The 18,039-nt window shown below is 65.7% G+C and carries 24 protein-coding genes; 1 reads left to right on the forward strand and 23 read right to left on the reverse strand.

All coding sequences use genetic code 11. The annotated features are described in order from the left end of the window. Window positions 1–55 precede the first annotated feature (55 nt). The 17 genes from NA11_RS17300 to NA11_RS17375 all read right to left on the reverse strand — a co-directional run bounded on the left by NA11_RS17300 (window position 56) and on the right by NA11_RS17375 (window position 11,189). Window positions 56–538, reverse strand: a complete 483-nt coding sequence (locus tag NA11_RS17300; protein WP_069162933.1) for a macro domain-containing protein — start codon at window positions 536–538, stop codon at window positions 56–58. Between the two features lie 93 nt (window positions 539–631). Further along, window positions 632–922, reverse strand: coding sequence for a hypothetical protein (locus NA11_RS17305; RefSeq protein WP_069162934.1), 291 nt, complete (start codon window positions 920–922; stop codon window positions 632–634). Window positions 923–1,257: 335 nt separating this feature from the next. Further along, window positions 1,258–2,232, reverse strand: coding sequence for an ATP-dependent DNA ligase (locus NA11_RS17310; protein ID WP_069162935.1), 975 nt, complete (start codon window positions 2,230–2,232; stop codon window positions 1,258–1,260). A 57-nt stretch (window positions 2,233–2,289) separates the two neighbouring features. Further along, window positions 2,290–2,910, reverse strand: a complete 621-nt coding sequence (locus NA11_RS17315; protein WP_141717654.1) for a hypothetical protein — start codon at window positions 2,908–2,910, stop codon at window positions 2,290–2,292. A 105-nt stretch (window positions 2,911–3,015) separates the two neighbouring features. Beyond that, window positions 3,016–3,705, reverse strand: coding sequence for a hypothetical protein (locus tag NA11_RS17320; protein ID WP_069162937.1), 690 nt, complete (start codon window positions 3,703–3,705; stop codon window positions 3,016–3,018). Between the two features lie 181 nt (window positions 3,706–3,886). Next, window positions 3,887–4,906: a hypothetical protein gene (locus NA11_RS17325; protein ID WP_069162938.1), complete on the reverse strand. Its 1,020-nt coding sequence runs from the start codon at window positions 4,904–4,906 to the stop codon at window positions 3,887–3,889. A 105-nt stretch (window positions 4,907–5,011) separates the two neighbouring features. Continuing rightward, window positions 5,012–5,338: a hypothetical protein gene (locus tag NA11_RS17330; RefSeq protein ID WP_069162939.1), complete on the reverse strand. Its 327-nt coding sequence runs from the start codon at window positions 5,336–5,338 to the stop codon at window positions 5,012–5,014. A gap of 97 nt (window positions 5,339–5,435) precedes the next feature. Then, window positions 5,436–5,996 carry a hypothetical protein gene (locus tag NA11_RS17335; RefSeq protein ID WP_069162940.1) on the reverse strand — a complete coding sequence of 187 codons (561 nt, stop codon included), beginning with the start codon at window positions 5,994–5,996 and terminating at the stop codon, window positions 5,436–5,438. A gap of 249 nt (window positions 5,997–6,245) precedes the next feature. Next, window positions 6,246–6,428 (reverse strand): recombinase family protein, encoded by a 183-nt coding sequence (locus NA11_RS43935; protein WP_167837663.1) that lies wholly within the window; start codon window positions 6,426–6,428, stop codon window positions 6,246–6,248. A gap of 44 nt (window positions 6,429–6,472) precedes the next feature. Then, a complete protein-coding gene (locus tag NA11_RS17340) occupies window positions 6,473–6,691 on the reverse strand; it encodes a hypothetical protein (protein ID WP_141717655.1) in 219 nt (72 codons plus the stop codon). A 43-nt stretch (window positions 6,692–6,734) separates the two neighbouring features. Beyond that, window positions 6,735–7,424 (reverse strand): hypothetical protein, encoded by a 690-nt coding sequence (locus NA11_RS17345; protein ID WP_069162942.1) that lies wholly within the window; start codon window positions 7,422–7,424, stop codon window positions 6,735–6,737. Between the two features lie 946 nt (window positions 7,425–8,370). After that, window positions 8,371–9,069 (reverse strand): hypothetical protein, encoded by a 699-nt coding sequence (locus NA11_RS17350; RefSeq protein ID WP_069162943.1) that lies wholly within the window; start codon window positions 9,067–9,069, stop codon window positions 8,371–8,373. Between the two features lie 16 nt (window positions 9,070–9,085). Beyond that, on the reverse strand, window positions 9,086–9,322 hold the full coding sequence (locus tag NA11_RS17355; protein WP_069162944.1) for a hypothetical protein: 237 nt from the start codon (window positions 9,320–9,322) through the stop codon (window positions 9,086–9,088). Window positions 9,323–9,388: 66 nt separating this feature from the next. Then, window positions 9,389–9,904, reverse strand: coding sequence for a hypothetical protein (locus NA11_RS17360; protein WP_069162968.1), 516 nt, complete (start codon window positions 9,902–9,904; stop codon window positions 9,389–9,391). A gap of 101 nt (window positions 9,905–10,005) precedes the next feature. Then, the gene (locus tag NA11_RS44825) at window positions 10,006–10,608 is read right to left on the reverse strand and encodes a DUF6884 domain-containing protein (RefSeq protein ID WP_369691135.1); all 603 of its coding nucleotides are present in this window, start codon (window positions 10,606–10,608) and stop codon (window positions 10,006–10,008) included. After that, a complete protein-coding gene (locus NA11_RS17370) occupies window positions 10,605–10,862 on the reverse strand; it encodes a hypothetical protein (RefSeq protein ID WP_069162946.1) in 258 nt (85 codons plus the stop codon). The genes NA11_RS44825 and NA11_RS17370 overlap by 4 nt, the downstream gene beginning before the upstream one ends. 51 nt (window positions 10,863–10,913) lie before the next feature. Beyond that, complete coding sequence (locus NA11_RS17375) at window positions 10,914–11,189, reverse strand: hypothetical protein (protein ID WP_069162947.1); 276 nt, start codon at window positions 11,187–11,189, stop codon at window positions 10,914–10,916. Window positions 11,190–11,372: 183 nt separating this feature from the next. On the opposite strand from NA11_RS17375, the gene NA11_RS17380 reads away from it, so the two are divergent. Beyond that, the gene (locus NA11_RS17380) at window positions 11,373–11,585 is read left to right on the forward strand and encodes a hypothetical protein (protein WP_069162948.1); all 213 of its coding nucleotides are present in this window, start codon (window positions 11,373–11,375) and stop codon (window positions 11,583–11,585) included. Window positions 11,586–12,540: 955 nt separating this feature from the next. On the opposite strand, the gene NA11_RS17385 is transcribed toward NA11_RS17380, so the two are convergent. The 6 genes from NA11_RS17385 to NA11_RS17410 form a co-directional block, all read right to left on the reverse strand. Next, complete coding sequence (locus tag NA11_RS17385) at window positions 12,541–14,490, reverse strand: hypothetical protein (protein ID WP_141717656.1); 1,950 nt, start codon at window positions 14,488–14,490, stop codon at window positions 12,541–12,543. A gap of 397 nt (window positions 14,491–14,887) precedes the next feature. Continuing rightward, the gene (locus NA11_RS17390; RefSeq protein WP_069162949.1) at window positions 14,888–15,217 is read right to left on the reverse strand and encodes a helix-turn-helix domain-containing protein; all 330 of its coding nucleotides are present in this window, start codon (window positions 15,215–15,217) and stop codon (window positions 14,888–14,890) included. Further along, a complete protein-coding gene (locus tag NA11_RS17395) occupies window positions 15,214–16,266 on the reverse strand; it encodes a tyrosine-type recombinase/integrase (protein ID WP_218023330.1) in 1,053 nt (350 codons plus the stop codon). The genes NA11_RS17390 and NA11_RS17395 overlap by 4 nt, the downstream gene beginning before the upstream one ends. Window positions 16,267–16,521: 255 nt before the next feature. Then, window positions 16,522–17,496, reverse strand: a complete 975-nt coding sequence (locus NA11_RS17400) for a phosphoadenosine phosphosulfate reductase domain-containing protein (RefSeq protein WP_084654711.1) — start codon at window positions 17,494–17,496, stop codon at window positions 16,522–16,524. Beyond that, the gene (locus tag NA11_RS17405; RefSeq protein ID WP_069162952.1) at window positions 17,493–17,684 is read right to left on the reverse strand and encodes a hypothetical protein; all 192 of its coding nucleotides are present in this window, start codon (window positions 17,682–17,684) and stop codon (window positions 17,493–17,495) included. The genes NA11_RS17400 and NA11_RS17405 overlap by 4 nt, the downstream gene beginning before the upstream one ends. Continuing rightward, entirely contained in the window at window positions 17,681–17,977 is a 297-nt protein-coding gene (locus NA11_RS17410; RefSeq protein ID WP_141717657.1) for a hypothetical protein, read from the reverse strand. Before NA11_RS17410 ends, NA11_RS17405 begins: the two co-directional genes overlap by 4 nt. Window positions 17,978–18,039: the final 62 nt, after the last annotated feature.

The raw sequence follows: 18,039 nt of genomic DNA on the forward strand, positions 1-18,039 counted from the left end.
TTCCGGTCTGTGAGGGATCTGCTTCCGGCTGTGCTCACGTGAATGGATCCGGGTATCAGGGGAATTCGTAGACTGTGACCGGAATTATTTTGCGGCACAGTCGTTCAAGAATGAGTGGTTCTATTTTCATCCAGTCGCCACCGGCGAGGCCCGTACCGATTCGGGGCATATGTATCGAGGCGTGCAGGTTCAGCGCATGTTCGGCGAGAGTGGACAAGCACTGATCGAGTGCGTCGTATCGAATCGGAATGTCGCCGGGGCTGCTCCGAATGCCGTGTTGTGCGACCATATTCGCGACGTGCAGCTGCTCGCTGACCTGGACGAGTTGGACAGCGCCGAGACCGAAATCCTTGGCTGCCCCCGTGTGATACCAGCGCTGATACTCCCGTTCCGGCTCGGGCCACCGTGATGACACCGCCAGCACGAACCCGGCGCCCCACGCGCCGATGTTATTGCAGATGTGGGCAATGATTGCCGTGCTGGAGGTGTGTGGTTGTGTGGCGTCTCCAGTGACATAGCGAATCGTATTCTGCTGCATGGGGTTCCTTGGTATCGTTCCTGCGGGGAGCTGGCGCGGTGAAGTCGGCTTGCCGCCGTGGCTGCGCGGACCGGCATCTGTCCTGCACGGTGACTATCTTGCGGCGGATCGGTGCTCTTCGAGGGCCTGCTGGAAATCGTCCTCGCTCGCATCGTTCGAGTCCCACCATTCGAGGATGTGGAGTACTTCCGAGATCTTCGCGATCTGCGCCGATGCGTTCTCTTCGTATGTTCGGATGGTCGCGATGATGTCGGCGACCGCTTGCCTCGCGTCCTCTGCGTAGCCGAGGCTGGCGAGCCGGTCGTGCACTGCTTGGAGTGCACTGTTGCCGATCAGTTCGACAGGATCTTTCTGGTAAAGGTAGTTATATCTGCCGCCGCTCATGGTGTACCTCCCTCGCCGTGGTGCTCCCTGCACTGCCCTCGTCGTTGGCGGCACCAATTCACTTCGCAGGTGCGTGCCTGGGATTACGGAAAACTATACACCCTGTAAGGTGTAATGTCTATGGTGTTTCTATGTTGCTGCGAGCGGGGACCGCTATTTCTTTCACAACGATGTCGGGCAATGAATTCTGTTGTGGGATGCGACCCTTCGTTGATAAGCTTTTCGTGCCGAGTCAGGGGACGCACCCGGGGGCGCACCCGGGGGCGCCCGGGCCCGCTCGGCTCTAAACGTCAGCGAAGCCGGCAGCTTTTGGTTTGCTGGCTTTGCTTTAGCCGTTATTTGGGCCAGCCCACTTCGGTGATGGTGCGGTCGGTGCGGATGCCTCGGAAGCTGGGGTGGCGGATGATGCCTGCGGCGCTGAGTTCGCGGTATTCGATGTCGGCGATCAGGACCGCGTCTACCCAGCGCGCTGATTGCTCGACCGTGGTCGGTGCCGGTGCGTCGAGCGGGCTGGTGGGGCGAGTGAGTTCGTTGAGCGCGCCGCGGAGTGCTCGGCGTGCGGACATGCTGAAACCTGTTCCCACGCAACCGATACAGCGTAGTGATCCTTTGTCGTCGTGGGCGGCCAGCACCAGTGACCCGAAGGTCGCGGCGTTGGCGCCGTTGCCGGGCATCCAGCCGGCGATCACGGCTTCGGTGGTGCGCCGCAGCGGTGTCTTGATCCAGCGCGACGAGCGACGCCCGGCCTCGTAGAGGGAGTCGAGCTTCTTGCTGATGATGCCTTCCATTCCCGCCTCAGATGCTGCCGCGAGGAGTCGGTCGGCGCCGATCTCGGCCAGGTTCCAGAACGGAGGCACCCGGATCAGCCCGCCGGCCAGCTCGAGGTCGTCGAGGAGTGCCCGGCGAGCGAGATAGGTCTGGTCCATGACCGACTCGCCGGAAACCGCGAGGACATCGAAGACGATGTACTCCACCCGTACCGCTGCGATCAGCGCGGTCGTCGGCCGGATCACGTGCATACGACGTTGAAGCCTGCCGAAGATCGGCGCCCCGGTAGCCGGATCCGGGGCGATCAACTCCCCATCGAGCAGCAGATCACGGTCGGCGCTGACTCTCAGCAGACTAGCGGCCACCTCAGGATAGGCGGAAGTGGATTCGCGCCTGTTCCGGCTCCAGAATCGGACCTCGCTGCCTTGAATACGCGAAATCCCGCGTGCTCCATCCCATTTCAGCTCCGCGCTCCAGCCGCCGGGCGGGTCCGGCGGCCGCCCGGCGCTGGCCAGCATCGGTGCTGGCACCGGCAGCGCCATCTTCGCAGCATACCGTCAGTTAATTCCGACCGGTCTGTGTAGGCCATGCCCAACCGCCTAGTAGGCCCAGACCGTGGAATCGACTTGGCGCGCGACAGTGCCCAGATCATCGAGTATTTGGGTCACCATCTCGGGTGAGAGTTCGGCCTGATGACCCGCCCATGCGGTGTCGGGATACGCGCCGAACTTCTTACGAAGCTCTGCGGTGCGTAGTTCACCGCGCTGGTGAGCCAAGATGTGGCGGAGTCGGCGGATTTCTTTCACTCGCGCCGGTTCAACATCGAGCCCCAGTTCGGTGGCGAAATACTTGACCACCGTGTCCCAAAACGGCGACTTATGGGCCGCGACGTTCCAGGTATGGCCGAGCTCGGCTCCGACTTTCTCCAGGTACACCTCGAATGCCGTGACCGCGTCGCGTACAACCGCCGCGCCGAGGATCCAGTGATAGTCGATGGGCTGAATCTGCACTTCTTGGTCGAAGATGTCGATCATCTCGGGTCCGTCGGGATCACCTGGGCGCTCGCCGATCTCGGTCCACAGCGCGTCGAACCGCTGGTCCATCACCTTCGAGGTCAGATCGAGAAAGACGCGCAAGTCGCGGTCGATCGCCCGCCACTCGCCGAAGGCGCGGGTGGTGGCCCACATCGACGTCTCTTTCCAAGCCCTTCTCGTTGTCACCGCAGCAGCGTACGGCTCGGACGAATCGGAAAGCGATCGGTTTGCTGGCCGCCCGCCGCGCAGGCCGCCGGGCTAGGCCCCGAACCCCACGACAGTGGGGAAGGCTCATCCCACCTTGGCCAGAGCGGTTTGGCGGCGCTGCGGATTCGTTCGTGAGCGAGGCTTTTTGACGGGTTCGGGTACCGCGCGGCGCAAACTGTCGGCGGCGGCGATGATGTCGGCGAGGATGCTGCGTAAACCGTATTCGCTGGTGTAGGGGATGGGGTGTTGTCCGGCGGCGCGGCGGCGGTCGGATTCGGCCAGCGCGGCGGCGGTTTCGTTGATCGAGAGGGGACTGTGCCCCGCGGCAACGATCACGCCTGCCATTGCTCGCCGAAGTTCGGCGTCGGCGGGGGATGCCTCGGCATCTTGTGCCCGGTACTTGTTCGCGGTTCGGATGATGTTGCGGACGAGGAAGTGCGAGAGGCCGACGTGGTTGGCGACGGCGTTGATCGAGGCGCCGGTGTCGTCGGCGACGGCGATGACCGCGGCTACTTCGTCCAGGGATTTGGTGGCGGCTACGCCGTGCATCTGTACCCGAGAGGCCAATTCAACGGTGGCCGCCGGGATCGGATGATCGACCTCGCCTGCCCCATCCGCCATAGCGAGCGCCATGTCCAGGCGCTGCTGTGCGTCGCGAATGTCTTTCGACACCGCGGCCATCGCGTCCTGGACGGACTGGGCCAGCGTGGCAAGCGTGGTGCGTGCGCCGGTCAATGTGTCCATGGCCGTGCGTAGCTGCAGTTGCGGATCCATCGGTGTCGCTGCTGCGCGAGTGGTCGCCAAGGCGTGGTCTCTCCCCTACTTCGTGCCGGTCGGTGAGGTTGTGTCGGTGTCACCCCGCACGAGTTCGCTCACACGTTGCGGGCCATCGGAGATTCTGTGGGAAAGCCCGGTCACGCACGCCTCGACACGCCGCGAATCGCTGGAGCGCGGTTCACGATTGGGTGTCGAGGAACAGCGCCGGTTCCCGGCTTGCTTGCTCGTAGAGGGCGGCAGCTTCGTCGGCGAACCGGTCGTGGGCGTAGTCCCAGGCGCCGGCCTGCAATCGTTCGCGTGCGGTTTCACCCGTGTCGCTGAGATCCATACTCGGCGGCAGACTGCGTGTCAGCGCAACGCCTTTGACCAACGTCGGGATGACCACTTCGGCTACATGCCGGTGCAGCCGGGACAACTCCGCAGCGGGTGCCACCATCGTCATGCCGTCGGGCCGTTCCACCACCACCGCGGTCTGTGCCTCGGCGAACTCGAGCGTTCCTTTCGGCACCGTCTCCAGCACCATCCCGACCTCGATCGGCTCGAACTGCCGCGTGCGCGCGGCCGCCGGCGCGCTGTCCATGTTGAACATCGACCGCGCGACACCGACCCGGATCGAACGGTGCTTGTCGACATTGGAATACCGCTGCAGCAACACCAGCGGAGCCTCCACGACCGGCGTGATCCCCATCAAGGCGGCCAGTCTCGTATCGATCGAGGGCACCGTGCTCGGATCGCAGTGCGGCTGCAGGCTGGCGATGCGCCTACCCAGAACTGTGGCCGCCCCCAGCTCTGGAACTCTGCGCGCCTTATCTGTATGCCATCGCGCCATCGCCGCCGCGTCGGCGAGCACCGGCATTTCGATGCGCTTGGCCTCGTCCTCGGGCAGTGAGGACCCGCGCGCCTGCTCCACCAGAAAGTAGAGCGTGTTCTCCATCGCCGAGCGCAGGTGATGGACCGCTTCGCTGAACAGCATGCCCACCAGCGGCGGCACCGGCCGGATCGCCGTGACCTCGATGTCGAAGGACCCAGGCACTCGTTCGATCTGCGTCAAACCCAGCGGTCCGCGCGCTGACCATCGGCTGACCAGGCGGGCCAGCTCGAGGGCGGCAGCGTCGGCGCGGGCGAGGCGAAGTGCCACGGCCTCGAGTTCTGGTGGGAGCCAGTCGCAATCGTGCCCGGACGCGGAAGGTTTGCTCATGGGATTGATCGTCGTCCGATCTGCTGCGCATAGCCACAGAATTTCCGCTCAAGTGTGTTCGTACCTGCGTCTCCGACGGCTTCCCGGCATCGCGGCAGCTGCGTGCTATCCGGTCGCCACGGATGGCGCCGTCGGTCCGACCGGATCCAGGGCGCTATCGGCCACGACGATCTCGTATCCGAGGTGCACGGGTCGGATCAGGCGCGGTGTGGCGACGAGCATCTGCCATCGGGGGCCGTCAGCGAGCAGGTCGTGCTGCCAGGTGATGGTGAGGGGGCCGTGGTCGCCGAGTTCGGCGCGTCCGCGGTGGAGGTGTGCCTCGCATGCCTGCTGTGCGTCGGGGACGGTGAGGTGGGTCGGTTCCAGCGGCGTGTAGCCATCTGTGTCGGCGTAGCCGGCGCGGTATCGCAGCGGTGCGGCGCTGTCGGTCATGAGGGTTGATCGTAGCCGCAGGCAGTGATGGCGGCGGAACATCGGCCAACACGGGAAATCTTTGGAAAAGTCTGGAACACAACGGGATTCGCGCGCGTCAGTCCGGCGGGAAGGCGTCGTCGGGCAGGGGGAACGAGAGGGTGATGGGGGCGTGGGGGTCGGTGGGGTGCGGTCCGGTGGGGATGTGCAGGCACCCGGGGGCGGGGTCGCCTCCTTGGAATACGTTGGGTCCGTCCGCGCTGGCCAGCAGCAGGGCGGTTTGCAGGCTGATGTCGGTGTCGTCGCGGTCGAAGGCGATCGAGGCTGCCAGCGCTCCGGCGGGTCCGGGGTAGGGCAGCAGTGGGTACTGCTCGCCGTGGAAGTCGTTGACGGTCCCGCTGAATTCGCGCGAATACCCGTGCAGTTCGGCGGCGTAGAGCCCGGCGGGCGATTCGTCCTCGGTGAGTATGGAAGTTCGGCTGCTCCATGCGAATCCCAGCAACAGTGCGGCACGATATTCAGGTTCGGCTGTGTTCCAGTCGGGTTCGAGATCGGCAGCGGCGGTCTGCCACTGGCCGTCGTGGTCGAGCAGGACCGACCCGATGCGGTAGTGCAGCGCGGTGAGCGCGTCCACGTGCGCAGCAAGGCCGGGTTCGCTGCGGCCGAAGAAGGCGTTCATGTGCGAACCCTATTCCTGGCTATCGGCCAGTTGCCTGGGAATCGGTGAAGTTCTGGCGAATCGTTATCGCTGGTGTGCCCGGACTATCGGCTGGAGTGCGGGGTGCGAAAGATGGTGAGCGCGTTAGGCGCTGGGGTTCAGGAAGAGCAGGCGAGGGAGTGTCTCATCTACGTGAACAGGTCCGCCCCATGGACTTCCGAGGCGGGCCTGTTCACGTGGTGTTGGCAGCGCGACGCTGGTATTCGGGTACTACTTTGCGCGCAGCCTGCCGAGCAGTTGTTCAGCCTCGGCGGTACGTACGAGGCGCCACACGTGGCTGCGTTGCCACCTGGGCCGGCCAGCCGGTGTTGTGATGCCCTTGGTGTTGAGCGCGGTGCTGATGGCGTCGTAGGTCATGCCGTTGTGCCGCATGGTCACAACGCGGCGCAACACGGGGCGAGGGCACAGCATCGGCCGACCCCTTTTTCTGTTGGTGCTCATCGCTGGCCACCCCGCCCGCCTCGACGCAACGCGTCGAGGAGATCACCCAGAATCAGCCGCGCTCGGGCGCTGCGTTTCTGGTCGCCGAGAAGCGCGATCATGGCGGCCGCGGCCACCAGTCCGGTGATGGTGAGGATGGGCACCAGCAGCGCCGCGAGGGTTATAGCGCTGATGCCGGGCCCGGTGGCCAGGAGCATAGCGATGGAAAAGTACACGGAGGTCTCCGATTGAAGGATCGCGAGACCGCGTGCGTCGGTTCTAAGCGCGCACGAGTCCCACTGGTCGACATGAATGTTGGGTCGACCAGTGGGTGTTGGGGCCGCGGGTGAGGTGGCCGCGTGCGGTGACGAGTCTGCCCGGCGGCTCGGAAAGGCGTCGATGGCTGTGGTGCAGTACGGCTTTCACGAACTCGGCGAGGTGCTCGTCGGCCGAGAGGCAGTAGCAGCGGTCGGTGGGGAGCTTGTCGTGGAGGCCGGTTACCTGAGATGGCTGGAACGGGTCGATGTTGTCGGCTAGCCACCATCCGGCTTCACCGCGGCGGCGGGTGATGACGTTGTCGAAGACCGTGCGGATTCGGTCGAGGCCGAGCAGAGTCTGTGTGCTCGGCATCCCGGGAAACCCGCTGTGGCGCATCGCTCGCTGTACTGGGGCGTCCCAGTTCGGGGCAGTGGCGTACTGGGTGACGCGGGCAAGGACGGCGAGACCGTGGACCTCGCCGAGATGGGTGAGCCCGGTCAGCTGGGGCAGGTGGACCTGGCCGTAGCGGACGATGCGGGCTGTGGTGGCCTGGTCGAAGAGAGGACGTGTCGGGCTCACCGCTTCTCGCATCGCCGCAGATTGCAGTTGCCGCTGGAGCTCTCGCATCCCCGGTGTGTTGTGGAATCGGGCGGCGACTTCGCGCGCAGCACGGACCGCCGTGCGTTGGGCGAGCCCGTCCGAGTTCGACATGGGAAGAGCGTAGGTGCCACTGCCGAATGTTCGTATATGCGGCACGCATCGAGGCGGTGCAGCGCGCAGTCGGGACAGTGATTTCGCCTATCTATCCCGGTGGCCAGCCACGTCGTGTCGGTGGTGGCCATGAGCCGAGAGGCGGCTCTTGATGGCCACGCTCGTGACTGTGGCGGTCTGATTGGTGGCGTTGTGAAGCACACCGAGGGTCTGAGAGTTCTATCCCGAATTTCTTCGCTGATACTTGCTGGAACCGGTCGTGTGGAATTTACCGCAGGGGCATTCATATGCTCGAGATGGTCCGTGACCACGGCTCTGCCATACTTTGCGAATTGCCGCGTTTGCGGCTTCTTTGGTTTGGTAGGACGGCTTGTCCGGAGTAGGGCATGCAGCTTTAGGTTTTGCGGTGACGTTCGCGATGTGTTTCTTCAAACGGCGTCGGGCCAACTTTGCAGTCTGCCGGATAAAGTTCCTGCCACATACGCAGAATATGTGCCATTCCCCGGACTCCAGCTCCTTAAGCTCGTGCACCTCATGCTCCACCCCCCGAACGCTAGCACCAACCCAGCGCAGGCGGGCAGAGGTCCGTTCGAGCGCCGCTGTCGAGAGCGAGCGCAGTCGAAAGCTGCTCGGAATCATGACAGTTCGCGTGAATCGTGTGGTGGTCGAGCACCACGCACGGAGCAAGAATTGTTGAATGCGTCAGGCGGGGAAGAGAGAAGCCCCGGAGCATCTTGGCTCCGGGGCGTTCCCATGTGTTTTCGCGGCAGCTCTTGTCTCCCGCATTCGACACTGACTATACCCTCTTGCAAAGTTGTAAACGAAGTCGTGCCTGCGGAGGCGTATCGGGGCGCCCCTGATACGGAGGGGCCGACGGCAGCCCCTGGAGGAATGCCTGCTGCCCCTTGGTTCGTGCCGGCCGATGGATGGCGGCGGCCATCGGCACTCATCGAGGCCGGGGTGCGCAGTGGGTGCAGGCGAGGCTGTCGGCGGGGTGGGGTCCTTGGTCGACCGGGGTGACGGTGGTGGCGCCGTGGCGTTTGCGCACGACGACTCGGCGCCAGGGCACCCAGTGCTCGGTGGAGACGTGGTTGATGGGCAGGTCGAGGACCCGGCCACGGCATGCGATGCATCTTCCGTAGGTCAGCGGGCTGTTCACGAACTGCTCGATGACGGTTCCGGTCGCGACGGGTGCGAGAGCGAGAGCGAGGCCGGGACCGATGCGTTGTGAGCGTTGGGGTTCGGGGAGATGGTCGTAGAGATACGGGTCGTAGTCGCGGTCGACCACGGCGCCAGGGCCGAGGATGGTCCCGGCGAGGCGGTCGAGTGTTTCCTGCATGTAGTTGTAGGGCGCGCTGACGAGTTGCTCGTGCGGGGTGCCGATAGCGACTCGGCCGGGCCGGAACACGAGCCGGTAGGCCTGGTCGAGTCGAATCCCGGTCTGGCCGAGGGTGACGACCTCGCCGGTGACCGGACACAGGAAGCGGCCGCGGTTGGGTCCGGGCCGGCCGTTGTAGAGCCAGCTGCCGCAGTCGCAGCGGTGGTTGGCGATCTTGTCGTGGCGGGGCAGGCGCAGAGTGTAGGTCGCCTCGCAGCGTAGGCAGCGGGCGCTGAGCCCACCGCCGGTGTCAGGGGGGTATTGCATTGTGGCGCTCCTGGATTCAGTCGGTGGGGTGGGCGTGGAGTACCTGCTTTCCGAGTTCGGTGACCCGGATGAGCTGGCCTTCGGGCGTCGTGTCGTCGAGGGTGACCAGGGCGTCGTCGATGAGCCGGTCGAGGTGGGTTCGGGAGACGCCGTTACCCGGTTTGTCAGGGGTGCGGTAGACGTGAACGTCCTGGGCAGCGAAGCGGCGCAAATAGATTCGGCCGCCCTTGGTGGTGCGGGGCAGATCGGTCATCGGGGTTCCTCCTGGTGGTTGTGCGGATGGGTTGGTGGGAGTTGCAGCGGCGGGTCGTTGTGGCGGTCACGGCAGGGCGTCGGGGTCGCGTTCGAGCCAGAATCCGGGGCCGTGGTGGTCGTGGTGGGCTCGGCCGATGCGCCATCCGCGTAGGCGGGCGAGCTCGTCCCAGGTCCAGGTGGCGTGCGGGCCGTGCAGACCGGTGGCCGGGTCCTCGACGAGGTGCGGGGTGTCTTCGCCTTGGGTGCGCAGGCCTTGGCCGATGAGTCGGGTGGTGACACGGACGAGGACGCGGTCAGAGTCTGTGTGCAGGGTTCTCGTCGGGGCGGTGAGAATCGGGCAGGTCTGGCAGTCCGGGCCGTCGTGCTGGCCCCATCGGCGGGGCCGGATGCACGGGTTGTAGGGCCCCCACTGCGCGATGCGGGTGTCACGCATGGTGTCGTGCAGGGCGGGGTAGCGGCGCGGCCGCAGCGCGCACTGGGCGGCGAGGGCGCCGTAGTGGGCGCCGAGTGTGAGCCGGTTCCAGCCCTGCCCGTCGGGTCGGGCGGGTGGAGGTTCGGGAGCGGGGAGGTAGAGAGGCACGAGATCGTCTCCTGCACTGAGTGTTTCGGATAGAAGTCGATCGGTTCCCAGCAGCGCGGTCGAGGCCGAGTAGGTGTCGCGCCAGCGCTGGACTACGGTGCTCACCGCGCACGCCCGCGGTCGGTGTCGGTGGCGGCGGCAGTAGAGGCGGCGGCGATGGTGGTGGTGGTGGCGGTGCTGGTGGCGATCTGGTTGAGGCGTTGGTACTGCTCGCCGAGGCCGCGGGTGCCGGTGAGCGGGGTGATGGCGTCGGCCCAGATCTGGCGGGCGATGTGGGCGTAGGTGTTTCCGGCGAGCACGATGACCGGGGTGCGCTCGGGCAGGGCGAGTTGGCGGGCCTGGTCGCGGAGTTGGTCGACGGTGATCGCGCCGGGGGCGTCGATGCGCTGGTTGTAGGGGGCGATCTCGGTGGCTGGGTCGAGCAGTCCGTGCCGGCCGGACAGGATTCTCACCCGCTCAGGTGTGGTGATCTGGTGTGCGGCGCGCAGCGCCAGGCGAGTCATTCGGCCGGTGTAGAGGCGTGCGGCCGGTGCGCGGGTGGATAGTTTGCTCGAGCTACAAGCCAAAGCGCGCGGGTTCCGAAATTCTCGGAGGGTCAGATGCCCGAACCCGTGCCTACTTCTCGCCACTGTATTGGTAGCCAGGCCGGGTTCGACCAAGTTGCGGGCCGTCTTCCTTTCGCCTTCCGCCGGATACGGGGTCACCGGGGGCGCTGCTCGCTGATGTATTCGGCAGCGACTTGCAGGTCGGCTACGGGTGCAATGATTCCGCTGGGGCCGTTGACGATCGTTTCGTTCGGATTGTCGAGGCGGCAAACGGTCCAGCCTTCGAGGAGCTGGTTTGTCCGCTTGTCGTAGGCGCTGAACCATTCACGTTTGCGCCAGTAGCCGTGGGCGCCGCGAAGCTCAGGGACCTCGATGAGATCGCAGGTGTCCTGAGTGAATACGACATCATTCATAATTCATGGTTCCTTTGCTGGGGGCAGCGAACGGACTGCGGCAACCTCTGGTCAGACCAGGTTGCGGACGTGAGCGTCTTTCTCGGCGGCGGTGCGGGTCGGGAAGTCGTAGTGGCCGCGCTCGAGCAGGAAGTCGTCCTTGTCGTCCCGGTAGATCAGGGTGTGGTTGCTGAAGGCGCTGTTGGTGCGGGTGAGTGCAGCAGCAAGGGCGTAGGTGTGGTGCTCGAAGCTGCCGCCGTCGAATCGGGTGATCTCCAGGATCTCGATGCCAGGCGAACCGCTGAGGTGCCTTGGCGCGGAACTTCGCTTCGGTGATCCGCGCGTCACCGGTTTCCGTGACGACGCTGGTAGCGACGCGTGCGGCGGAGTGATTCTGTGTAGTCATCCGGCCAATCTCCTTGTCAATTCCTGCAATTCCGGCCTAGGTGTACGTACACCCTAACAATAGGTGTACGTACACCACAAGGGGTTGCTACTCTCGTGCTGTACGTACACCTAGGATGTGGAGCGATGCCGAACCAGCCGAAGACACAGCACCGCTCGGTGCGGGTCGACGAGGACAGATGGACGCGGTTCGAGACGGCGACAATGGACAACGGGACCGATCGCGCGAAGGCGCTGAACGCGTTTATGGCGTGGTATCTGCGCGAGCCGGGCGCGAAGCTGCCCCAGCGTCCGGGCCCATCGCCCGATCTGCCTTCCAGCGGGCCCACCACCGAGTGAGACCTGCTGGTGATCGAACCCCCCGAGTTCACCGAGCGTCCGGGGTGCGAAGGAGCGGACCGCGTCGTGTCGGTAACGGTTCGGCCAAGCCGACTCTGCGGGCAGGGGTGTGGTTCTAGGCTCGGCGCTGCCCGTGGACGACCGCGGGGAGCGGCCGGCCGCCCAAGCCTCCGCTGTCGTGTCGGTGGTGAGGTCTACAGCCAGGCCTCACCATCACAGGACATAATCGGCGTTGAAACGACAACATCACCGGTGAAAAGTGCCGGGCGATAGATCCTTGACTCCGCCCAGGGGGAATGCACATCGTGACCGCCGGTGTTCCCTGCCACGACGAAACCGACGAAGGAACCGCGAATTGTGAGTATCGGAATGTGGGCACTGTTCCTGGCCGGGGCGCTGGGGTTCTTCACCGGGTTCGGGTATCTGGCGCTCGCGGTGTTCGAACGCGACTATCGCCGTAGTTCGAACACACGAGCATCTGGCCCCAACGATCCTCACGCGTGCCCGGCCGTGCCTGTGCGTGAGCGCTGGTAGACCGGTATCCCGTCACGCTGACGGTGGTCGAGGTCGAGCACTGGGTACCCCGACCACGTGCTGACCGAGGATACCGATATCAACTTTCATCCGGTCATGTTTGCTCGAGCAGCGTTCGATAGTGTCCTGCCCATGAGTGAGCATTCAACGTTTCAAGTTCAGTAACACACTCGTTCACCAATTTCATGTCGTGTTGAGGCTTGCCACGATTTTGAGCATCCAAAATGCGTGACAGCTCGGCGATTCGATCGAGCCGCTCTTTATCGTTTACCTGCATGGTCCCAACCCCTTGATAGGATTTCCCCGAAGGGTGTGAAAAATACTGTCACCGAGCACGCCTGATCTTAGCGATCCGACCGCCGCCGCGCGGCCGGATCGCTGTCGCCCTGGTAGCGGCGCAGCCCCTGCCTGGTTGTCCGGATCAACGTGGCAGCGCCGATGTGCGTTCGGGGTGGGCAGCGGTGGTGTAGCGCATCGCGGTGTCGTTGCTGATGCCGAACTGGCGGGTCAGGTGCAGAGGGTCGGCGCTGTGGCGGGCTTCGTCGAGTATCCGGTCTTGGCGGACCTGCTGCATGCTCAGTCCCTGGGCGGCGAAGGCGGCCTGCATTGCGGCCAGGCCGATGCGGGGGTGGTGGGCGTGCAGCGCGGTCTGCTGATTGATCAGCAGGTGCGGATTCACAGAGACCGGCCATCGTCGATGCCGTTCGAACAGCCAGTTCGCGGCGAGTTGGTGAGTGGTGGTGTCGAGCCACACGATGTGTCGGCTGGTGCGGCGCCGCACCACAAGCCGCCCGGCGGACAAGTCCAGATCGGCCAGCAGTAGCCCGCGGATGTCGGTGCCCGATAGGGCATGGATTCCGACCAGCGCGATCACCAACCGCCCGAAGTTGCCGTCTGTTTGGTCCAGCAGGCCGCTGAGCCGATCGGAAGGGACGGCCTTGGGCAGTATGACGGTGCCAGGGAATATCAGGCCGCGGGTCGGATCCCGGAAGATGACCCGTTCCTGACGCAGCGCACGGAAGACATTGCGCAAAACGATGTGAATTGCTCTGGCCGCGTTGCCTTTCCGTGTCGCGATGGCCGCGGTGATGTCGCCTCGGGTGATCTCGCGGAGGCTGCTGACGCGAGGAGTCCACTCCTCGAGGACGGGGGCGATGATGTGCAGGTAGCGGCGGATACTGTGGAAACTGCGTGGACGGTGGCGACGACGTCCCTGACCTCGGGCAACGATGATCCAGGTGCGTAACTCGGCGGCCAAGGCCTGCGGCAGCCGCTCCAGCATCGCCTCGATCGCCAGTTCGTCGGTGTCGCGCCGGTAGCCGGGGTCCGGGACCAGGCGCTCGCACGACTCCAGGAAATGCAGGACACGCCGGACAGTGAATCGAGTTCGGTTCACCGCGAACAGATTTCGGAGATCGTGTTCATAGATGGGTGCGTCGGCACCGATCCACGACAGCAGCAGACGTAACGTCCAGACCGCTTTCTGTGTCGAATACTTGCTCCAGTGCTGCTGGTGTGCCCGCTCGATCAACTGTTCCAACAGCGCAGCGGCTGACGGGGTGAGGGCGGGAAGGTCATGTTCGCTCAGGTGCGCGAGGACTATCCAATCCCGTCGAACATCCAGCAGCTGCCCCTGGGCAGGGTCGACGATGTGGGGTGACACCGGTCCGTCGGCCGTCGTGGAGGCGGTGATCAGGTCACGGACCGGGCCATGCGGCTCGAGCGCGCCGGCCGGGCGCAGACCCAACCACAACTGAATCGTTGCGTCTGCGACCTCGGAACCGTGCACGGCGACATGGGTGGTGCAGGCTCGGCAATACGCGGGGGCCTCGGTGCTCAGTGGCAGTTCGGCGCGCCCGCAGCGGCGGCAGGTGCCGATCACGCGATCGGGGTTGTTGCGCCAGCGGCGACACCCTCGGCAGCGGGCGGCGGTGACTGCGGCGAACCAGGCGTGACAGTCCCGGCAGGCCCGCGGCGTCGGCTCCTGCGGCTGCCGTGCCCGAGTGGGTTCGTGCGCGCTGCGCGCCTGCGAGGGTGCGGTGTCCAGTTGGCCGGAGCGGTCCAGGATCTCGGCGACGGCGTCGCGGTAGTACTGGAGATCGGCGAGGGCGCTCGGGTGCGCCAGCGTGCGGCCGTCGGCGTCGCGGACCGCGAGCGCGAGCCGGATCATCTGCTGGCACTGCCGCAACCACGGCCGGCTGTAGCGGTGCTCGGCGGCGTATTCCTGCGCGAACGGCACGGTTTGGTCGTAGCCCTCGATCGGACGGTGCAGGATTCGCGCCACGATCTTCAGCAGCAGCGTCCGCCGCGGCGAGAACAGTGCCAGCTGCCCCGGTGATGCCGGTGGGCACACACGTGGGTCGTCGCGCACGGCTGTCGAGTTGACGGCGCGGTCACGTTCTATCCAACCCCACCGCTGCCTGGCACCAACTGTTCTGTGCTGCAACGCCTTCCGCAGTGGCTTCGCGATCGCTGAGTGCTTCGGCAATCCCGTCAGCAGCAATATCAGCTGACGCGGGCGCGGTGCGGCAGCGTCCGGGTCGGTGACCCAGTCGGCATCGACCTCCCACCGCAGCGCCAGCAGGCAACTCCGGCACAAGAGTTCGGCGCCGACGTGGGCCTGATGACGGCACCGAACACAGACGTCCACCTCGGGGTGATGACGGCGCCACGACCCACAGGCCGAGCACGTCGCGCCATCGACCGCGCCCCAACCAAGACATTGCGAGCATTGGCCGGTTCGACGAATCCCCATCGCGGTCTCGTGCTCAGTTCGGCGGCGTCGACCGGCCCCCGGACCGCTTGCGCGCGGTCGGGCGCACCGGTGAGGCCGCCTTCGGCTCTCCGACCGCATGCGGCTGCTCGGCCGGGGCCTGGGCTGCGACCGGCTCGGCGGTGAGCAGATCACCGACAGTGCAGTTGAGCGCGGCGCAGATCAAGTCCAGGTCATCGAGGCGGATCGTGACCGGGGTGCCCGACCACATCGCGGCGACCTTGCTCAGCGACGGCGTGAAGCCGACCTCGGTGAACGCAGCCAGAACTTGCGTCGGCCGCCACAGATCCCGCTGGGCGGCGACCATGCGTAGATTCCACTTCATCGCAAATTCCCCTTGTCCATGATCAGTCGTTGGGCAGCGCGGTCACTGGCGGCGAGATTGGCGTACTCGGGATCGGCGCGGGCGGTGGCCATATACCGAAGTGTGGTGGTGGCCCATTCGTGGCCGAGTAGTTTCTGGATCTCCCACAACGACATGCCTCGCTCGTAGTTGTGGGTCGCGCACGCGTGGCGCAGCAGGTGCGGAAACAGGTCGGTGACCGGCCCTGACAGGTAGCTTGCCGCCGCTGCGTGTAGTGCGCGGCGGAAAGTCGCGGGCACGATGGCCGGCGCGATCGGCAGATTCAGCGCCGAGATGGCCTCGGGCAGTCGCTCCGAGGGCCACAGCGGAGCATGCGGGTGATCGGCCTCGTCGCCGAACTCCCCGCGGATCTCCTCGATGTACCACCACAGCAGCGCACGCCCTTGCTGGAACAGATACGCCTCGCGCTGACGCGGCCCAGATCCCCTGGCGCCCTTGCCATTCACCAGGAATCGGCCCCATTGGCCGTGTTCCCAATGGACATCACCGATCCGGACACCGACCAACTCGGCGGCCCGCACACCGGACAGGTAAGCAATCTTCGTCATGACATAGTCGCGGCAGGCCACGGCGTACTTGCGGGCGTTCGGAAGATCCGCACGCCACACCGCGAAGAAATCTGCCATCGCCCGCTGTGACGGCGGCACCCGCAACCCGAAATCTCCGCGGTGATGCGGCCGGTTGAACTCATCGACCGGTGACTCCACCGCCGCGCCGAAGCGGCGCGCGATCTCACCGGCGTAGCGCTGCTCGAGGAACGCGAAGAACCCGTCGATATGGCCCAGCTTCTGCCGCACGGTCGACACGGCGCGCTTGCCTGGTCCGGCGAAGTAGTGGTCCAGCTCGCGCGGGCTCAGCCGCCACGGCACCGTGCCGTAGAAGTCGCAGATCTCGATGATCGGCTTGGTCGCCAAATCCACACCGCGCGGGGACAATCCGGCCGCATCGCGCGCCCACTGGTATTCGGCCAGGGTGTCGGTGAAGAAACCGTCCTCATCCTCCGCCGACATCCCAGCCTCGCGTCGACGCTGCAACGTCACAACGTCGGCCAACCCCGACTCGATCAGCCCCGACGCTGCTGGCTCCCCGCCGGGTGGCGGAGGAACAAGCGTCAACGTCCGACTATCGGAATCCGCCACGAACAGGCAGATTACGGCAACCACTCGTAGAATTCAGGAGTTACCCGCAAATTCGCACGATCAGCTGGCCGTCCGTTAGCGGCCCCACGAGCAGGCCAAACACTCGTTCGTGCCAGGGGGATGCTTCTAGGAACCGGTGCGTCCTCCAATAACGATCACCAGGGGCTGAGAGGTCATGGGCGAGGGATTCTTTCGGTGCGCGCCGGTGGTGATTTCGGTGATGGGCAGGTGGAGCCGGAATTGATGGCCGATGTGTTGTTCGATGGCTGCGGCGCGGTCGAACGCGATTGGGTTGTAGGGCGCGGCGCGCTCGAGGTCGGCTCGGGAGGCGAGGATGCAGGTGGCGCAGGAGACGCGTTGCATGCCCACCGAATACGCCCAGTGCGGTTCGGTCCCGGCGCGGTCGATGCAGTCCCAGACGTGGGCGGTGGTCCAGGCGTGCAAGGGCAGCCAGCGGTCGACGTGGCGGCGGGTGTTGGAGCTGCCGTGCACGCGTGGCCCGGCTTGGCGGTGGGCGCGGCATGGCGGGCAGGGGCAGGTGTAGCTGGTGTCGTGGGCGTAGGGCACGGTGGTGGCGCGGCGATGCTGTGATTCCTCGGCGCGCAGGCCGAGGACTTCGAGCACGCGCACCGGCCGGTCGGTGATTCCGTCGGCGCGTGCTTCGGTGACGAGTTCGGTGAGTACCCGCCGGATAGGGCCGGTCTTGAAATCGCTGGTGCACCAACGCCGTTGAGCGTCCGGGAAGCGGCGGCGTTCTTCGATGCGGGCGAGCAGGTCCGGCCCGGCGGTGCGGGCGGTGTGGTGGTGGGTCAGCCCGTAGTGGGCGCTGTGGTCGGCGGCGAGTTGGGCGGTGCCCGCCCAGATCGCGGGACCGAGGTCGGCGTAGACGGTGTGGACACGGCCGAGAATCCCTGCGGCACGGGCTGATTGGGCGACGACGTCGAGGGCGGCTTGAGAGTCTTTCCCGCCCGAGATCGACACCAGCACGATGTCGTAGTCGGTGAGCCGTGGGGCGCCCGTCAGCGGCGTCCAGCGCTGCGGCACCGAGGTCGATGCCGACGTGACAGCCTGTCGTACCGGGCGTGGGTTCCCGGTGGTCATGATGCCCGCTCCCGGCGGCCGGTTTCCTCACAGCCGGGCTTCGACGGCTCGGTCGGTCGCTGGTGGATTTCGGCGCCGCCTACCTCGCCCATCGCCTGTTCACAGGCGGTGATCACCGGCCGCGGCAACACCGGCTGCTGCGTGTTGAGATGTCCGGGATAGCTTGCGGCAGCGCGTGTTGCGGTCATCGGATCACCGCCGCCGCAGGGCCACAGTCGCAGGAGGCAGGCCCGGAGATTCGTCGGCTAGGTCCGATCGCACCGTCGCATGCCCAGCCCTGGTTCAGCTCGTTCTGCGGGTGTGAGGCGTCCCACAGCTCGGTGTAGACGGTTTCTCCCGTGCGGTCGGCCCAGCGCTGGGCGCCTTCGTCGCGGGCGGGTCGGGACAGGTAGTACAGCGCTGAGGGGCTCGCGGTGCTGGAAAGCAAGATGCGCCAACGCTTTTCCGGCACAGCGGTTCGGCTCCGGTTTCGGGTTGCCATCGTTGGTCCTTTCAAGGGCGGAGCGTGACAGCGGCGCGGCGGGCAGCTCGCCGGGCGGTGGC

Source organism: Nocardia altamirensis NBRC 108246 (assembly GCF_001612685.1).
Classification (GTDB): Bacteria; Actinomycetota; Actinomycetes; order Mycobacteriales; family Mycobacteriaceae; genus Nocardia; species Nocardia altamirensis.

Excerpts from the sequence above, each read along its gene's own strand:
- NA11_RS17300 (WP_069162933.1), bottom strand. The coding sequence starts at position 538 with ATGCAGCAGAATACGATTCGCTATGTCACTGGAGACGCCACACAACCA.
- NA11_RS17305 (WP_069162934.1), bottom strand. The coding sequence starts at position 922 with ATGAGCGGCGGCAGATATAACTACCTTTACCAGAAAGATCCTGTCGAA.
- NA11_RS17310 (WP_069162935.1), bottom strand. The coding sequence starts at position 2,232 with ATGGCGCTGCCGGTGCCAGCACCGATGCTGGCCAGCGCCGGGCGGCCG.
- NA11_RS17320 (WP_069162937.1), bottom strand. The coding sequence starts at position 3,705 with ATGGATCCGCAACTGCAGCTACGCACGGCCATGGACACATTGACCGGC.
- NA11_RS17325 (WP_069162938.1), bottom strand. The coding sequence starts at position 4,906 with ATGAGCAAACCTTCCGCGTCCGGGCACGATTGCGACTGGCTCCCACCA.
- NA11_RS17330 (WP_069162939.1), bottom strand. The coding sequence starts at position 5,338 with ATGACCGACAGCGCCGCACCGCTGCGATACCGCGCCGGCTACGCCGAC.
- NA11_RS17335 (WP_069162940.1), bottom strand. The coding sequence starts at position 5,996 with ATGAACGCCTTCTTCGGCCGCAGCGAACCCGGCCTTGCTGCGCACGTG.
- NA11_RS17345 (WP_069162942.1), bottom strand. The coding sequence starts at position 7,424 with ATGTCGAACTCGGACGGGCTCGCCCAACGCACGGCGGTCCGTGCTGCG.
- NA11_RS17350 (WP_069162943.1), bottom strand. The coding sequence starts at position 9,069 with ATGCAATACCCCCCTGACACCGGCGGTGGGCTCAGCGCCCGCTGCCTA.
- NA11_RS17355 (WP_069162944.1), bottom strand. The coding sequence starts at position 9,322 with ATGACCGATCTGCCCCGCACCACCAAGGGCGGCCGAATCTATTTGCGC.
- NA11_RS17370 (WP_069162946.1), bottom strand. The coding sequence starts at position 10,862 with ATGAATGATGTCGTATTCACTCAGGACACCTGCGATCTCATCGAGGTC.
- NA11_RS17380 (WP_069162948.1), top strand. The coding sequence starts at position 11,373 with ATGCCGAACCAGCCGAAGACACAGCACCGCTCGGTGCGGGTCGACGAG.
- NA11_RS17390 (WP_069162949.1), bottom strand. The coding sequence starts at position 15,217 with ATGAAGTGGAATCTACGCATGGTCGCCGCCCAGCGGGATCTGTGGCGG.
- NA11_RS17395 (WP_218023330.1), bottom strand. The coding sequence starts at position 16,266 with ATGTCGGCGGAGGATGAGGACGGTTTCTTCACCGACACCCTGGCCGAA.
- NA11_RS17400 (WP_084654711.1), bottom strand. The coding sequence starts at position 17,496 with ATGACCACCGGGAACCCACGCCCGGTACGACAGGCTGTCACGTCGGCA.
- NA11_RS17405 (WP_069162952.1), bottom strand. The coding sequence starts at position 17,684 with ATGACCGCAACACGCGCTGCCGCAAGCTATCCCGGACATCTCAACACG.
- NA11_RS17410 (WP_141717657.1), bottom strand. The coding sequence starts at position 17,977 with ATGGCAACCCGAAACCGGAGCCGAACCGCTGTGCCGGAAAAGCGTTGG.